General features: G+C 64.6%; 12 protein-coding genes. 5 read left to right on the top strand and 7 right to left on the bottom strand.

The genetic code is table 11. The features are described 5' to 3' along the window. Window positions 1-44: 44 nt before the first annotated feature. Window positions 45-950: a 16S rRNA (cytidine(1402)-2'-O)-methyltransferase gene (gene rsmI / locus Q5701_RS12905; RefSeq protein WP_306751393.1), complete on the bottom strand. Its 906-nt coding sequence runs from the start codon at window positions 948-950 to the stop codon at window positions 45-47. 88 nt (window positions 951-1,038) lie between these two features. Here rsmI and Q5701_RS12900 point away from each other — a divergent pair, with 88 nt between their 5' ends. The 3 genes from Q5701_RS12900 to murJ all read left to right on the top strand — a co-directional run bounded on the left by Q5701_RS12900 (window position 1,039) and on the right by murJ (window position 6,567). After that, complete coding sequence (locus Q5701_RS12900; protein WP_306751392.1) at window positions 1,039-2,247, top strand: penicillin-binding protein activator; 1,209 nt, start codon at window positions 1,039-1,041, stop codon at window positions 2,245-2,247. Window positions 2,248-2,312: 65 nt separating this feature from the next. After that, window positions 2,313-5,033: a [protein-PII] uridylyltransferase gene (locus tag Q5701_RS12895; RefSeq protein WP_373568657.1), complete on the top strand. Its 2,721-nt coding sequence runs from the start codon at window positions 2,313-2,315 to the stop codon at window positions 5,031-5,033. Window positions 5,034-5,037: 4 nt separating this feature from the next. Then, window positions 5,038-6,567: a murein biosynthesis integral membrane protein MurJ gene (gene murJ / locus Q5701_RS12890; protein ID WP_306751391.1), complete on the top strand. Its 1,530-nt coding sequence runs from the start codon at window positions 5,038-5,040 to the stop codon at window positions 6,565-6,567. Here murJ and Q5701_RS12885 read toward each other — a convergent pair. Next, window positions 6,564-7,265, bottom strand: coding sequence for a rhomboid family intramembrane serine protease (locus tag Q5701_RS12885; RefSeq protein WP_306751390.1), 702 nt, complete (start codon window positions 7,263-7,265; stop codon window positions 6,564-6,566). The genes murJ and Q5701_RS12885 overlap by 4 nt on opposite strands. Before the next feature lie 76 nt (window positions 7,266-7,341). Between Q5701_RS12885 and trpS the strand changes: the two genes are divergently transcribed. Continuing rightward, the gene (trpS, locus tag Q5701_RS12880; protein ID WP_306751389.1) at window positions 7,342-8,376 is read left to right on the top strand and encodes a tryptophan--tRNA ligase; all 1,035 of its coding nucleotides are present in this window, start codon (window positions 7,342-7,344) and stop codon (window positions 8,374-8,376) included. Window positions 8,377-8,542: 166 nt separating this feature from the next. On the opposite strand, the gene Q5701_RS12875 is transcribed toward trpS, so the two are convergent. The 4 genes from Q5701_RS12875 to rplU all read right to left on the bottom strand — a co-directional run bounded on the left by Q5701_RS12875 (window position 8,543) and on the right by rplU (window position 10,976). Beyond that, entirely contained in the window at window positions 8,543-9,529 is a 987-nt protein-coding gene (locus tag Q5701_RS12875; RefSeq protein WP_306751388.1) for an LLM class flavin-dependent oxidoreductase, read from the bottom strand. Between the two features lie 141 nt (window positions 9,530-9,670). Beyond that, a complete protein-coding gene (locus Q5701_RS12870; RefSeq protein WP_306751387.1) occupies window positions 9,671-10,219 on the bottom strand; it encodes a GNAT family N-acetyltransferase in 549 nt (182 codons plus the stop codon). A 109-nt stretch (window positions 10,220-10,328) separates the two neighbouring features. Further along, window positions 10,329-10,601: a 50S ribosomal protein L27 gene (gene rpmA, locus Q5701_RS12865; RefSeq protein ID WP_306751386.1), complete on the bottom strand. Its 273-nt coding sequence runs from the start codon at window positions 10,599-10,601 to the stop codon at window positions 10,329-10,331. A 12-nt stretch (window positions 10,602-10,613) separates the two neighbouring features. Continuing rightward, window positions 10,614-10,976: a 50S ribosomal protein L21 gene (gene rplU / locus Q5701_RS12860; protein ID WP_154762834.1), complete on the bottom strand. Its 363-nt coding sequence runs from the start codon at window positions 10,974-10,976 to the stop codon at window positions 10,614-10,616. A 263-nt stretch (window positions 10,977-11,239) separates the two neighbouring features. Here rplU and Q5701_RS12855 point away from each other — a divergent pair, with 263 nt between their 5' ends. Further along, the gene (locus Q5701_RS12855) at window positions 11,240-12,214 is read left to right on the top strand and encodes a zinc-binding metallopeptidase family protein (RefSeq protein WP_306751385.1); all 975 of its coding nucleotides are present in this window, start codon (window positions 11,240-11,242) and stop codon (window positions 12,212-12,214) included. On the opposite strand, the gene Q5701_RS12850 is transcribed toward Q5701_RS12855, so the two are convergent. Beyond that, window positions 12,211-14,016 (bottom strand): ABC-F family ATP-binding cassette domain-containing protein, encoded by a 1,806-nt coding sequence (locus Q5701_RS12850; protein WP_306751384.1) that lies wholly within the window; start codon window positions 14,014-14,016, stop codon window positions 12,211-12,213. The two genes, Q5701_RS12855 and Q5701_RS12850, sit on opposite strands and share 4 nt — an antisense overlap. Window positions 14,017-14,050 lie beyond the last annotated feature (34 nt).

Below are 14,050 nucleotides of genomic sequence, written 5' to 3'. Positions count from 1 at the left end.
TATCGTCCATGGCAAGTCCGGCGATCTGACGGCATGACCCATGTTCAGTCCTTTTCTTCACCCAGCCCAAGCGCGATCTGGTAAACATCGCGCCGCGCCATTCCCAATTCCGTTGCCACGTCCCTCGCGGCATCCTTCACCGTCATCGAACCCAGACGCGTTCGCAGCGCCTGACGAATGGTCTGGTCGTCGGCCACGACCGCGCCGGGGCGATCGACCAGCATCACGACCTCTCCCTTCAGCGAAGCCATGCGCGGATCCTGGGCCAAGTCTGCGGCGGTTCCCCGGATCACCTCCTCGAACTTCTTGGTTAGTTCCCGTGCCACCACTGTAAGTCGATTCGGATCAACCTCGCACATCTCTTTCAATGTTTGATTAACGCGCCGGGGGCTTTCGAATAGGATCAGCGTCGCATCGACCGCCATCCAGTCACGCAGCCATGTCATCCGTGCGCCCCTGGTGGAGGGCGGAAAGCCCAGGAACAGGAAGCGGTCAGTTGGCAGCCCCGACAGGCTGAGCGCGACCAGGGGGGCCGAGGGGCCGGGGATCGCGTGGACCCGGTGGCCCGCCTCAGCCACTTCGCGCGCAAGGCGGTATCCAGGGTCGGCCACCAGGGGCGTTCCCGCATCCGAGGCATAGGCGATGCTGGCGCCATTGGCCAAGGCCGCCATCAGCCCGGGCCGGGCGCGTTCCCCGTTATGGTCGTGATAGGGAACGATCCGCCTGCCCCGCAGCGGAATGCCGTGAATGTCCAGCAGGTGACGCAGGACGCGCGTATCTTCGGCTGCCAACACATCGGCGGCGTTCAGCACATCAAGCGCGTGCAGCGTGATGTCGCGCGCAGTGCCGATGGGGGTTGCCACCAGATAAAGTCCAGTGTCCAGCCGGGGCGCCTCGACATGGGCAGTCAGGCGACGGGCAGGCTGGGGGTCTTCGTGTTTGCCGGTCATCGCCTTTTCCTCCGACTGATTGCCAAGGCGGGCCGTTGGTCCTAGGCTGCCCGCACCTCGCCGATATCCTACAGCAGGGAAGTTTCATATGGTCGTTTCCGCTACAGCCCGGCCCGCCACCGGATTGCGCCGCGTCGTCACCAAGGCCGCCGCCATTGTGTCAGCCTTTGTTCTTGCGGCCTGTGACCCCGTCGGGGGATCGCAACAGGCCAGCGGTCCCGCCATCGGTCCCCTGATCAACCCGGGAGAACCGGTTCGGGTTGCCCTTCTGGCGCCGGGCGGCAGCGGATCGGCCGATCTGGAATGGCTGTCGCGCAGCCTGAAGAACGCGGCGCGCATGGCCGCGGCCGATGCACAGGGCGCCAATATCGACCTTCGTGTCTATGACACCGGGACCAGCACGGGACAGGCCGTGGCTCAGGCCAATGCGGCCGTGGACGCAGGCGCGCAGATCATCGTCGGTCCCCTGTTCGCCGAGGGCGCGAATGCCGTGGGCAACGCCATGCGCCCGCGCAACGTGAACGTCCTGTCTTTTTCCAACAATGCCGAGGTCGCAGGCGGCAACGTCTTCATCCTGGGCAACAGCTTTGCCAATATCGCCGACCGGCTGGTCGGCTATGGCGTCCGGCAAGGCAAGCGCAATATCTATGTCGTGGCCGAGGATGACATCGCGGGCCAGCTGGGCGGGCGGGCCATCGAGACAGCCATCGCCCGCAACGGCGCGCGGCTGGCAGGTCGCATCAACCACCCGGTATCCGTGACCGGCATCGATGCCGTCGCCCCCCAGATCGCGGCGGCCGCCCAATCGGGCCAGGTCGATGCGGTGTTCATGACCGCCAATAACCAGGCCGTCCTTCCCTATCTGACCGAGAAGCTGGCCGCCGCCGGGGTGCGTTCGCCGGTCACGCAGATGATGGGCCTGACCCGCTGGGACCAGCCGCCCGCGCGCATAGGAATGGCGCAGTTGCAGGAAGGATGGTTTGCCATTCCCGATCAAGGCCTGCGGGCACAGTTCGATGCGCGCTATCGCAGCGCCTATGGCGAACAACCCCATGAACTGGCAAGCCTGGCCTATGACGGCGTGGCGGCCATTGCATCGCTGGTGCGGGGCGGACAGCGCAATGCCCTGACCACCACCGGGCTGACACAGCGGGCAGGCTTTGCGGGCGTGGGCGGTGTGTTTCGCTTGCGGCCGGACGGAACCTCGGAACGAGCCCTGGCAGTCGCCACCCTGCGCGGCAACCGGGTGGTGATCCTGGATCCGGCACAAAGCGGATTTGGTCGCGCCGGGTTCTGATCTTGGCCGACCTGTCCGACAAGACGATCCTGCAAAGCGCCCCGGCCTTGTCCGGGGCGCATCCGATCTTTGACCCCGCCAGTTTCCTGCCGATCCTGGAAGATGCGCTTTCCGGCCTGACCGAAGGGCGAGAGATCCGGGCGCGCACCGTAGCGATCCTGTCCGCAGCCCGCACCAAGGCCATGCAGGCGATCGAGGCCAGCCTGTCCAGCCACCCCCGCGCCGCCCGTGAAACGGTGCGTGCCATCGCCGGTCTGACCGACGGCATCGTCATCGCCACCCATCACGTCGCCACGACCTGGCTGCATCCCCAGCGATCCCGGTCCGAGGCCGAAAGGCTGGCCGTGCTGGCCGTGGGGGGCTATGGCCGGGCCGAGATGGCACCTGCATCCGATGTCGATCTGCTGTTCCTGACACCGTGGAAGATCACTGCCTGGGCGGAAAGCGTGGTCGAATCCATGCTGTACATGCTGTGGGATCTGAAGCTGAAGATCGGCCATTCGATCCGCAGCGTTGACGACTGCATCCGTCTTGGCACCTCCGACATGACCATCCGCACATCGCTGGTGGAACACCGCCTAGTGACGGGCCACGCCCCCCTGGCCGAGGATTTGCGCGAGCGCCTGTGGGTTGACCTGTTTTCCCGGACCGTCCCGGAATTCATCGAGGCCAAGCTGGAAGAACGCGCCGCCCGCCACCAGCGGCAGGGCGGTCAGCGATACGTCCTTGAGCCCAACGTCAAGGAGGGCAAGGGCGGCCTGCGCGATCTGCAGACGCTTTACTGGATCGCAAAGTATATCCACCGCGTGGACCGCGCCGTCGAACTGGTCGATCTGGGCGTCTTCACGCGCGAGGAACATCTGGCCTTCTGGCAGGCCGAGGATTTCCTGTGGGCCGTGCGCTGCCACCTGCACCTGATCGCGGGCCGTCCGGTCGATGTCCTGTCCTTCGACATGCAGGTCGAGGTGGCACGACGCATGGGTTATCGCGACACCTCGGCACGGCGCGGCGTTGAATACTTCATGCAGGATTATTTCCGCCACGCGACCCATGTGGGCGAGTTGACCCGCGTGTTCCTGACCGAACTCGAGGCCCGCCATGTCCGCAGCGCCCCTTTTCTGGGCCGCCTGTTCCGCCGCCGCCGCAAGATGCGGGACGGATTTACCGACAATCATGGCCGGCTGAGCATTACCAGCGACACCGAATTCCTCAAGGATCCCCTGAATATCCTGCGCCTGTTCGAGGAGGCGCTGCGCACGGGCATCCTGATCCACCCCGACGCGATGCGCCTTGTCGCGGCTAACCTGGACCTGATCGACGACAAGATGCGTGGCGACCCCGAAGGCACGCGGATTTTCATGGATATGCTGCTGAAACACGGAAACCCGGAACGGGGCCTGCGGCGGATGAACGAGTTGGGCGTGCTGGCGGCCTTTATCCCGGAATTCGAACCCGTCGTGGCAATGATGCAGTTCAATATGTATCATCATTACACGGTGGACGAACATTCGATCCAATGCGTCGCCGCCCTGGCCGAGATCGAGCGGGGCGAGCATCCCGACGACCTGCCCCTGTCCAGCGAGATCATGGAAACCGGCATCAACCGCCGCGTTCTGTATCTGGCGACCCTGTTGCACGATATCGGCAAGGGGCGGCGCGAAGACCATTCGATCCTGGGGGCACGGCTGGCGCGGCGAATCGCGGCGCGCTTCGGCTTTCCGCAGGATGATGTCGACACGGTGGAATGGCTGGTCCGCAATCACCTGTTGATGTCTGATGTGGCGCAGAAACGCGACATCGCCGACCCCCGCACCCTGCGCGATTTCGCCAAGGCGGTGAAGACCCGGCGTCGGCTGGACATGCTGCTGGTGCTGACCGTTTGCGACATCCGCGGCGTCGGGCCGGGGACGTGGAACAACTGGAAGGCGGCGCTGTTGCGCAAGCTGCACGAGGAAACAGCCGCCGTCCTGGAAAACGGGCTGGAGGAGTTGAACCGCGACCGCCGCCAGAACGAGGCCAAGCGCAGCCTGCGCCACCTGCTGACGGCCAAGGGCTGGGATCCCCGCGCCTTGCGTGCGGAACTGGGGCGGCATTACGACAGCTATTGGTCGGGTCTTCCGACCGAAACACAGGCCAGCTTTGCCGAATTGCTGCGCGACATCGGCGTGGACGAGATACGCATCGACCTGCGCGCCGATCCTCACCGCGATGCGACGCGCGCGGCCTTTGTGCTGGCCGATCATCCGGGCATCTTTTCGCGCCTGTGCGGGGCGCTGACGCTGATGGGCGCGAATGTGGTGGACGCGCGCACCTATACGACCCGCGACGGCTTTGCCACCGCCGTCTTCTGGGTCCAGGATCCCGATGGCAGCCCCTTTGCCGAGGACCGGATGCCCAGGCTGCGCCAGAAAATCCTGAGCATCCTGATGGGGGAAATCGTCGCCCGGGAAGCCTTCGCCAGCCGCGACAAGCCCAAGAAACGCACGCGGGAATTCAGGTTTCCGACCCATGTCACCTTCGACAACGAAGGCAGCGACATCTATACCATCATCGAGGTAGACACCCGCGACCGCCCCGGCCTGCTGTACGACCTGACGCGCACCATGGCCGCGAACCATATCCAGATCGTCAGCGCGGTGATCGCCACTTTCGGCGCGCAGGTGGTGGACAGTTTCTACGTCAAGGATATGTTCGGCCTCAAATTGCACAGCGAAGCAAAACGCGACGCGTTGGAAAAGAAATTGCGTGCGGCGATCGCCGACGGGGCAAAACGGGCAGAGGCTTGAATACATGAAATCGGGATTGGTGCGCGGGTTCCTTTCCGTGGGGATCTGGACCTTCGTGTCGCGTGTTTCGGGTTTTGTCCGCGACATCCTGATGGCCGCCTGGCTGGGCAGCGGCGCGGTGGCGGATGCGTTCTTCGTGGGCCTGTCCCTGCCCAATATGTTCCGCCGCTTTTTCGCGGAAGGGGCGTTCAACACGGCCTTCGTGCCGATGTTTTCCAAGAAGCTGGACGACCGCGCGGATGCGCAACGCTTTGCCTCCGAGGCTTTTTCGGGCCTGCTGATGGCCGTCCTGGTCCTGTCCGCCATGGCCATGGTCTTCATGCCGGGGTTGGTCTGGCTGATGGCCTCGGGATTTTCGGGCGACGAACGCTTTCCGCTGGCCGTGCAGTATGGCCGGATCATGTTTCCCTATATCCTGCTGATCTCGCTGGCCTCGATGATCTCGGGCGTGCTGAACGCGAATGGCCGCTTTACCGCCGCGGCCGCCGCGCCGGTGCTGCTGAACCTTTTGTTCATCGCGGCCATGGCGGTGGCCTGGTGGCAGGGATGGGACGTGGGCCTGACGCTGGCATGGGCCACGCCGCTGACGGGGGTCGCCCAGCTTGCGCTTGTCTGGTGGGATGCGCGTCGAACCGGCTGGTCCTTCCGTCCGCAGCGTCCGCGCCTGACGCCGGATATGCGCCGCCTGCTGGCCGTGGCCCTGCCCGCCGCCTTTGCGGGTGGCGTGGTGCAGATCAACCTGCTGGTGGGCCGCCAGGTCGCCAGCCATTTCGAGGGTGCGATTTCCTGGCTGTCCTATTCCGACCGCCTGTATCAGTTGCCCTTAGGCGTGGTGGGTGCCGCCGTGGCCGTGGTCCTGCTGCCCGAACTGGCCCGCCGTTTGCGGGCGGGCGATCACGCAGGCGGCCAGTCCGCCTATTCCCGCGCGACCGAATTCGGCCTGTTCCTGACCCTGCCCGCCGCCTTCGCCATCGCCGTCATCGCCGAGCCGATGGTGCGCACCTTGTTCGAACGCGGACAGTTCACTGCCTATGACACCACCCAGACCGCCCGCGCACTGATTGTCTATGCCTTCGGCTTGCCCGCCTTCGTGCTGCAAAAAATCCTGCAACCGCTGTATTTCGCACGCGAGGATACAAGGACTCCGTTCCGCTATGCCTTGTGGTCGATGGTCGTGAATGCGCTTGTGGCGTTCGGACTGATGCCTTGGCTGGGCTTTCTGGCCGCCGCTCTTGGCACCACCATTGCCGCCTGGATCATGGTCGTGCAGTTGTGGTGGGGCACCCGGGCCATGGGCGATGCCGCGCGCGCCGACGACCGCCTGCGCCGCAAGACGCCGCTGATCGTGCTGTCATCTGCCCTGATGGCGGCGGCCCTCTGGGCAATGATGGGTTGGATTGACGATGCTGGAATCGGCCGTGTCCCGGGCCTGGCGATCCTTGTCTTCGGGGGCGCGGCGGTCTATTTCACGCTCAGCTTCCTGACCCGCGCTTATCGGCTGTCAGAACTGAAGGCAGCCGTCCGGCGCCGTTAACGCGCCCGGATCTGGCGCAAGACCCGCTGCACGCCGCCATCAACCAGCACGAAGCTGAGCAGGAAGCCTGCTCCGAACCCCGCAAGCTCGGCAATCCAGCCATATCCGGCGCCGCCGAAAACGATGCCGAAGACCAGCTGGAAGGCCAGCAGCATTCCGATCAGCGTGAAGGCTCGCATCCGGTTGGCATGGACCGCCCCCAGCCGCGACCACAGCAGAAAGGTGAAGGCCCCGACCAGCCCATAGACCGCCGGATAGCCGCCGATCAGCGGACCAGGCCGTCCCGGCAGGACCGAGATCGCTGCCGTGTAAACCAACGCCCCGCCGATGGCCGACCCCAGAAACAGCGCGACAACCGCCCAGGGACGGAATTCCCGCGCGATCATGTTGCCAAGCGCCAGCGTGAAGACCACCACGAACAGAGCATGGGTAAAGGACGAATTGACGAAGCTGTATGACAGGATGCGATAGGCCTGGTCCCAATCAAGGGCTCCGACCTGCCACATCCGTTGCACCATCTCGGGCGCGAAGGCAGTCATCTGCAGCGCGCTCAGCCGCAGTCCGATACCTTGCGCGCCGCCGATCAGCCCGGTCTGGCCCAGCAGGAACACGACCTCTCCTGCGATGGCCGGCAGGGCCAAGGCCCAAAGAACCGCCGGCAGCGGGTTGAGGGGCGAGACGGGCATGGCCTGACGCATCGGATTTCCTTCGCGGTTGCGGTCGTTGCGGCCAAGGGCTAAGCCAAGCGCAGGCAAATTCCAAGCAGGCCCGCATATGACCGAGACGACGAAAACCCGTTTCACGCCGCGTATCTTTTCGGGGATACAACCCTCTGGCGGGCTGACCCTGGGCAATTACCTTGGGGCGTTGAAGCGTTTCGCGGCCCTGCAGGGGGGCGAGGCCGAGACGATATATTGCCTGGTGGACCTGCACGCGATCACCGTCTGGCAGGAACCCGAAAAGCTGCGCCGCAATATCCGAGAGGCTGCGGCGGCCTTCATGGCATCTGGGGTGGACCCGCAGCAATCCATCCTGTTCAACCAAAGCCAGGTTTCTGCCCATGCCGAAATGGCCTGGCTTTTCAATACCGTGGCGCGCGTCGGCTGGATGTACCGGATGACCCAGTTCAAGGACAAGGCGGGCAAGAACACCGAAAACGTCAGCCTGGGGCTGCTGGCCTATCCGGCGCTGATGGCGGCCGACATCCTGACCTATCAGGCGACCGCCGTTCCCGTGGGCGAGGATCAGAAGCAGCATCTGGAACTGACCCGCGACATCGCGGCCAAGTTCAACCACGATTACGGGGTCGAGCAGTTCCCGATCACCGAACCGCTGATCGAGGGCGTGGCGACCCGCGTGATGTCGCTGCGGGATGGCAGCAAGAAGATGTCGAAATCCGATCCCTCGGACGCCAGCCGCATCAACCTGACCGACGATGCCGATGCCATCGCCCAGAAAATCCGCAAGGCCCGTACCGATGCCGACCCCCTGCCCGGCAGCATGGACGGCCTGAAAGACCGGCCCGAGGCGAAGAACCTGGTCAACATCTATGCCGCCCTGGCGGACCAGACGCCCGACCAGGTCTTGTCGCAGTTCGAAGGCCAGGGATTCGGCGCCTTCAAGCCCGCGCTAGCGGAACTGGCCGTGGCCTCGCTGGAACCGATCACGCAACGGATGAACGATTACCTGGCCGACCCTGCCGAAATCGACCGCCTCCTGGGAAAGGGCGCGATCCGGGCGGACGAGATCGCAACCCCGATTTTGGAACGCACCAAAGAGATCATGGGCCTGCTGCGCACCCGTTCCTGATATCCGGGCCATTGATAAGCCGCCGATGTGGATGCATCGGCGGCGCTTTCATGGCTGGTGCGAATTTCTTACTGCTTCAACAGCTTGAGCTTCCCGCACGCATCCTGCCCGACGCGGGCTCCGAATCCCCCGCCAGACAGCACGTGCCATCCTGTCAGCCCTGACTTTACATGGACGCCATCACGTCAGCCGCGATCTGGAAGCTGCGCAGGCGTGCCTGATGGTCGTGGATCTGCCCGGTCAGGATCACTTCGTCCGGGCGATAGGCTGCGATCAAAGCGCGCATCTGCTCCCCTACGGCCGCCGCATCCCCTACCGCGCTGATCTTCAACGCCTCATCGACCATGCGCCGCATCTGCGGACCGATGGCGGCATCCAGGTCATGCACCGGCCGGGGCAGCTTGCCCGGCACCCCGGTGCGCAACTGGGCAAAGGCCAGTTGCATCGAGGTCCGCAGATAGCGCGCCTGATCCGCATCATCGGCAGCAAAGACGTTGATGGCGATCACCACCTGCGGCCGGTCGTTCCACGGCCCGGGCCGGAACCGCTCGCGATAGATGGCGATGGCCCGTTCCATGTCGGACGGCGCGAAGTGGCTGGCAAAGGCATAAGGCAGGCCCAGATGCGCGGCCAACTGCGCCCCGAACAGGCTGCTGCCCAGGATCCAGACGGGCACGTTCGTCCCCTCGCCCGGCAAGGCGCGGACCGCAGCACCCGGACGTTCCGGCCCAAGATAGTCCAGCAGTTCGACCACATCCTGCGGAAAGCTGTCCGCCATCGGATCGCGGCGGAGCGCCCGGATCACCGCGCCGTCGCCGCCCGGCGCACGGCCGAGTCCCAAGTCGATGCGGTCTGGAAAGGCGGTGGCCAGCGTGCCGAACGCCTCGGCCACGGTCAGCGGCGCGTGATTGGGCAGCATGACCCCGCCCGCGCCAACCCGCATCCGGGTTGTCACCTGGGCCACCAGCCCGATCAGCACCGCCGTGGCGGCACTGGCGATGCCAGGCATATTGTGATGTTCGGCCAGCCAGAACCGGTGATAGCCCCAGTTTTCGGCATGGCGCGCCAGATCAAGGGTATTGCGGATCGCGTCAGCGGCCTCGAAGCCCTCGGGCACCGGCGAAAGATCGAGAAGGGAAAACGGAATGCTCATGCCACCCGAGGTATGGCGCTTGGCACGGATTGCAATCCCGCGAGGGACAGAAACGCCAACCCGCTTTCTTCTTCAAAAAAATGTCCTCGGGGGGTGAATGGCGCGCCCTGCGCGCCAGAGGGGGCGCGAACGCCCCCGGCCTTACATCTTGCGCAGATAGGTCCAGGTCGGCACCCGCGCATTGCGTGCCACTGACCAGCTTTCGGCATCGCCCAGGTAAACGAAGCCGCAGTTCGTCAGAACCCGGGCCGATCCGGCATTGTCCTGGAACACTTCGGCGAACAAGGTCCGCGCCTTGTGGGGGTTGGCCTTGACCAGGGCATCGACCGCCTCGGTCGCGAAGCCGGTGTTCCAGAATCCCGCGCCAATCCAGAAGCCTAGTTCCGACTGATCCCCCTCCATCCGGGTCAGGGACGCGACGCCCAGCAGTTCGGCCAGCTTGTTGGCGGATCCGTCGATGGCCCAGACATCCTCGGTCCGATCAGCGGACAAGGCGCGCGCGACAAAGGCTTCCGACGCGCCGGGCGGCAAGGGATGGGGAATGGCACGCGTCCCTTCAGCCACGCGCTTGTCGCCGGTATAATGCGCGATCATCCCCGCATCCGAAGGACGCAGCGGGCGAAGAACAAACCGTTCGGTGGCGATGACGGGCTGGTTCAGCGTGGCGTCCGAAATATTCAGGTCGTCCAAACGCGTCCCCTCCCTCATCGGTGCTGACATGACCATTTTCCCTCCCGGAAAACAGGCGAGGGACCGGCTTTCGCCGATCCCCCTGTAACACTGAAATGTTAAGCTCGGGTTACTCGGCTGCTTCGAGGGTCGCGGGAACCACCGAAATGAAGGTGCGGCCCTTCAGACCTTTCTTGAAGGTCACCTGTCCATCGGTCAGGGCGAACAAGGTGTGATCCTTGCCCATGCCGACATTGACGCCCGCCCACCACCTGGTGCCGCGCTGACGCACGATGATGTTGCCGGCAATGGCTTCCTGCCCGCCGAACAGCTTGACGCCCAGACGGCGGCCAGCCGAGTCGCGACCGTTGCGGGACGAACCGCCTGCTTTCTTATGTGCCATGGCTCAGTCTCCTTACGCGTTTTCTTTGGTGCGCGCGCCGACGGCAGTCTTCACGCCCGTCGAGGCAGCGCCTTCGGCCAGAACATCCGTCACGCGCAGCAGGGTCAGCTGCTGGCGATGCCCGCGCGTGCGCTGAGAGCTGTGCTTGCGGCGGCGCTTGACAAAGGTGATGACCTTGTCGGCCTTGATCTGGTCGATCACCTCGGCCTGGACGCAGGCGCCATCGACCATGGGCGCACCCAGGGTCGATCCGACCATCAGGATTTCGTTGAACTGGACCTTGTCGCCAGCCGCGGCATTCAGCTTTTCAACGCGCAGAACGTCGCCCGCCTGCACCTTGTATTGCTTGCCGCCTGTCTTCAGAACCGCGAACATCGCTTCGTTTCCTTCGTTTCCGCGTCCTTTGGCCCCGGATCGCTCCGGCGTCAGGGGTTTTCCCGCCTTCGGACAGCGCATCCCGCGCATGGGGATGTCATTGAAAATAACACACCGGCCCAAGGCGTTCGCCCGGCCGGTCCGCCTGCATATGGCGGATTCCCCGGCCCAAGTCAAGCAGCCTTGCCCATGCGAAATTTGGTTGCGCCATGGAACCTTGGCACCGGACGCGGCTTGGTCAGCAGCCTCCAAGGACATCCATCATGCAAAGCTTCACCTGCCCCGCTTGCAATGCTCGTGTTTACTTCGACAACATGTTCTGCGCCTGCGGAGAACCGCTATTCTATGAGCCCGAGGCCCGTGCGATGTGGAACGAGGCAGAGCCTTGCGCCAACCGCGATGCCATCCAGTGCAACTGGGTCGCGGTCCCCGGCGAGACGCTGTGCCGGTCCTGCGCCATGTCCGATGTCGTGCCCGCCCTGAATGTCGGCGATAACCGGCAGCTTCTGGAACGGGCCGAGCGGGCGAAACGTTGGGTGCTGGCCAACCTGTCGAACTGGAACTGGTTCACCGACGCCGATGGCGGGATGCGACCCCGTTTCCAGATGCTGTCGGAAAATACCGGCGGCGGACGCGCAGTGCAGATCATGATGGGCCATGACAACGGAGAAATCGTCATCAACGTGACCGAGGCGGACGAGTTGATCCGTGTCCAACGCCAGCGGGAAATGGGCGAGCAATACCGGTCGATGGTCGGCCATTTCCGCCACGAACTGGCGCATTTCCTGTTCGACCGGCTGGCCATCGCGCCCGGCTTCCTTGACGAATTCCGCGCGCTGTTCGGGGACGAGACCGCCGATTACAACGCCGCCCTGCAAGATCATTACGCCAATCCCAAGGCCCCGGGAGAGGATTTCATCACCGCCTATGCCACGTCCCATCCGCACGAGGACTGGGCCGAAACCGTGGCCCATCTGCTGCACATGGTGGATTTCACCGACAGCTTCGTCAGCGCGGGCCTGTCGATGAAGGGGGTGCCGGACGGGTATCAGCCCTATGCCGACGGGAACGGCGACAACCTGCTGAACATCGCGGCCTCGGTCGCCATCGCCATCAACGACATCAACCGCGCCTTGGACAATTCCGACCTGTATCCCTTTATTCTGACGCCGAGGATCCGCGAAAAGATCAAGTTCGCCCATGGCTGGATCAGCGATCACGCCGCGCGCGGGGCCTAGGGGTCGGCCTTTTCCTCAAGCAGCAACCATTCCTCCTCGGCGGCAGCCAGGGCCTCCTGGCGTTCGGTCAGGGCCTCGGTCGCCTTCTTGAACTTGGCGGGGGCGGTCTGGAACAGGCCGGGCTGGGCCAGAAAATCGGTCAGCTTGGCGATTTCGGCTTCGAGACGCTCGATCACGGCGGGCAGCGCGTCCAGGCGGTGGCGTTCGGTAAAGGACAGGCCGGACTTGGCGACTTTCTGTCGTTCAGTCGGCGCGTCAGCCTTTTTCGGCACCTCGACCGCGACCGGCCCATCCTCGCCCCGTTGGGCGCGATAATCGGACCACCCGCCGGCATAAACGGTCGCCTGTCCGTCGCCTTCCATCGCGATGGTGGTATCGGCCACGCGGTCGATGAAGTCACGGTCGTGGCTGACCAGCAGAACGGTGCCGTCGTAATCGCCCAGCAGATCCTGCAACAGATCCAGCGTTTCCACGTCCAGGTCGTTGGTGGGTTCGTCCAGCACCAGCAGGTTGGACGGGCGCGCCATCAGCCGCGCCAGCAACAGGCGGGCCTTTTCGCCGCCCGACAGGCTGCGCACCGGCGCACGGGCCTGGGCGTCGTCGAACAGGAAATCCTTGAGATAGGCCACCACGTGACGGGGCTGGCCGCGCACCATGACCTGGTCGGCCCGGCCCGACACGCGCATATCGGGATCGCCCGTCAGCGATTCCCACAAGGTCTGGTCAGGGTTCAGCGCCGAACGGGTCTGGTCAAAGACGGCCAATTCTAGATTGGTGCCAAGGCTGACCGTCCCCTCGTCGGGGGCGATTTCGCCGGTCAGCATCTTGATCAGCGTGGTCTTGCCCGCGCCGTTCGGGCCGACGAATGCCACCCGATCGCCCCGGTTCACCCGCAGGTCGAAAGGCCGCAGGATGGTGCGATCGCCAAAGACCTTGGCGATGCCCTTGGCCTCGATCACCTTCTTGCCCGACTGCGGGCCCGAATCAAACGCCATTGCCGCCGTGCCTTGGCGCCTGATCTGGCCACTGCGTTCGGCGCGCAACGCGGCCAAGGCACGGACCCGGCCCTGGTTGCGCTTGCGGCGTGCGCTGATGCCTTCGACGGCCCAGCGGGCCTCGGCCTTGATCTTGCGGTCCAGCTTGTGGCGGGCGTCATCCTCGGCAGACCAGACAGCTTCGCGCCAGTCCTCGAACCCCTCGAAGCCGCGTTCCTGGCGGCGGACCTCGCCCCGGTCGATCCACAAGGTCGCGCGGGTCAGGCGGCGCAGAAAGGCGCGGTCGTGGCTGATCAGGACATAGGCGGCGCGGGTCTGGGACAGGTGATCCTCCAGCCAGCCGATCGCCTGGATGTCCAGGTGGTTGGTGGGTTCGTCCAGCAGCATCAGTTCGGGCGCCTGCGCCAGAAGCCGGGCAAGGGCCGCCCGGCGGCGTTCCCCACCGGATGCGGTATCGACAGGGCGCAGGGGATCGAACTTCAAACCTTCGGCCGCCATCTCGACGCGATAGGATTCGGATTCGGGCAGGCCAGCAGCGGCAAAATCGCCAAGGGTCGCAAATCCCGACAGGTCGGGATCCTGTTCCATATATCCGGTCGATACGCCCGCGCTGACCACGATCTCGCCCCGGTCGACCTCGACCAGGCCCGCCATGACCTTCATCAGCGTCGATTTGCCCGATCCGTTGCGTCCAACAAGGGCCACCCGGTCGCCCGGCTGGATGTTCAGGGACAGCCCCTCGAATACGGGATCCCCGCCAAAGGTCAGCGAAATGTCGGTCAGTTGTAAAAGGGGTGCGCGTGCCATGCTGCGCCCCTAGCGCGGGCAGCGCGGGGGGTCA

The organism is Paracoccus actinidiae (assembly GCF_030863885.1).
Lineage (GTDB): Bacteria > Pseudomonadota > Alphaproteobacteria > Rhodobacterales > Rhodobacteraceae > Paracoccus > Paracoccus everestensis.
Note: the sequence above shows the minus strand (reverse complement) of the source record. Positions and strands in the feature narration are given on the sequence as shown.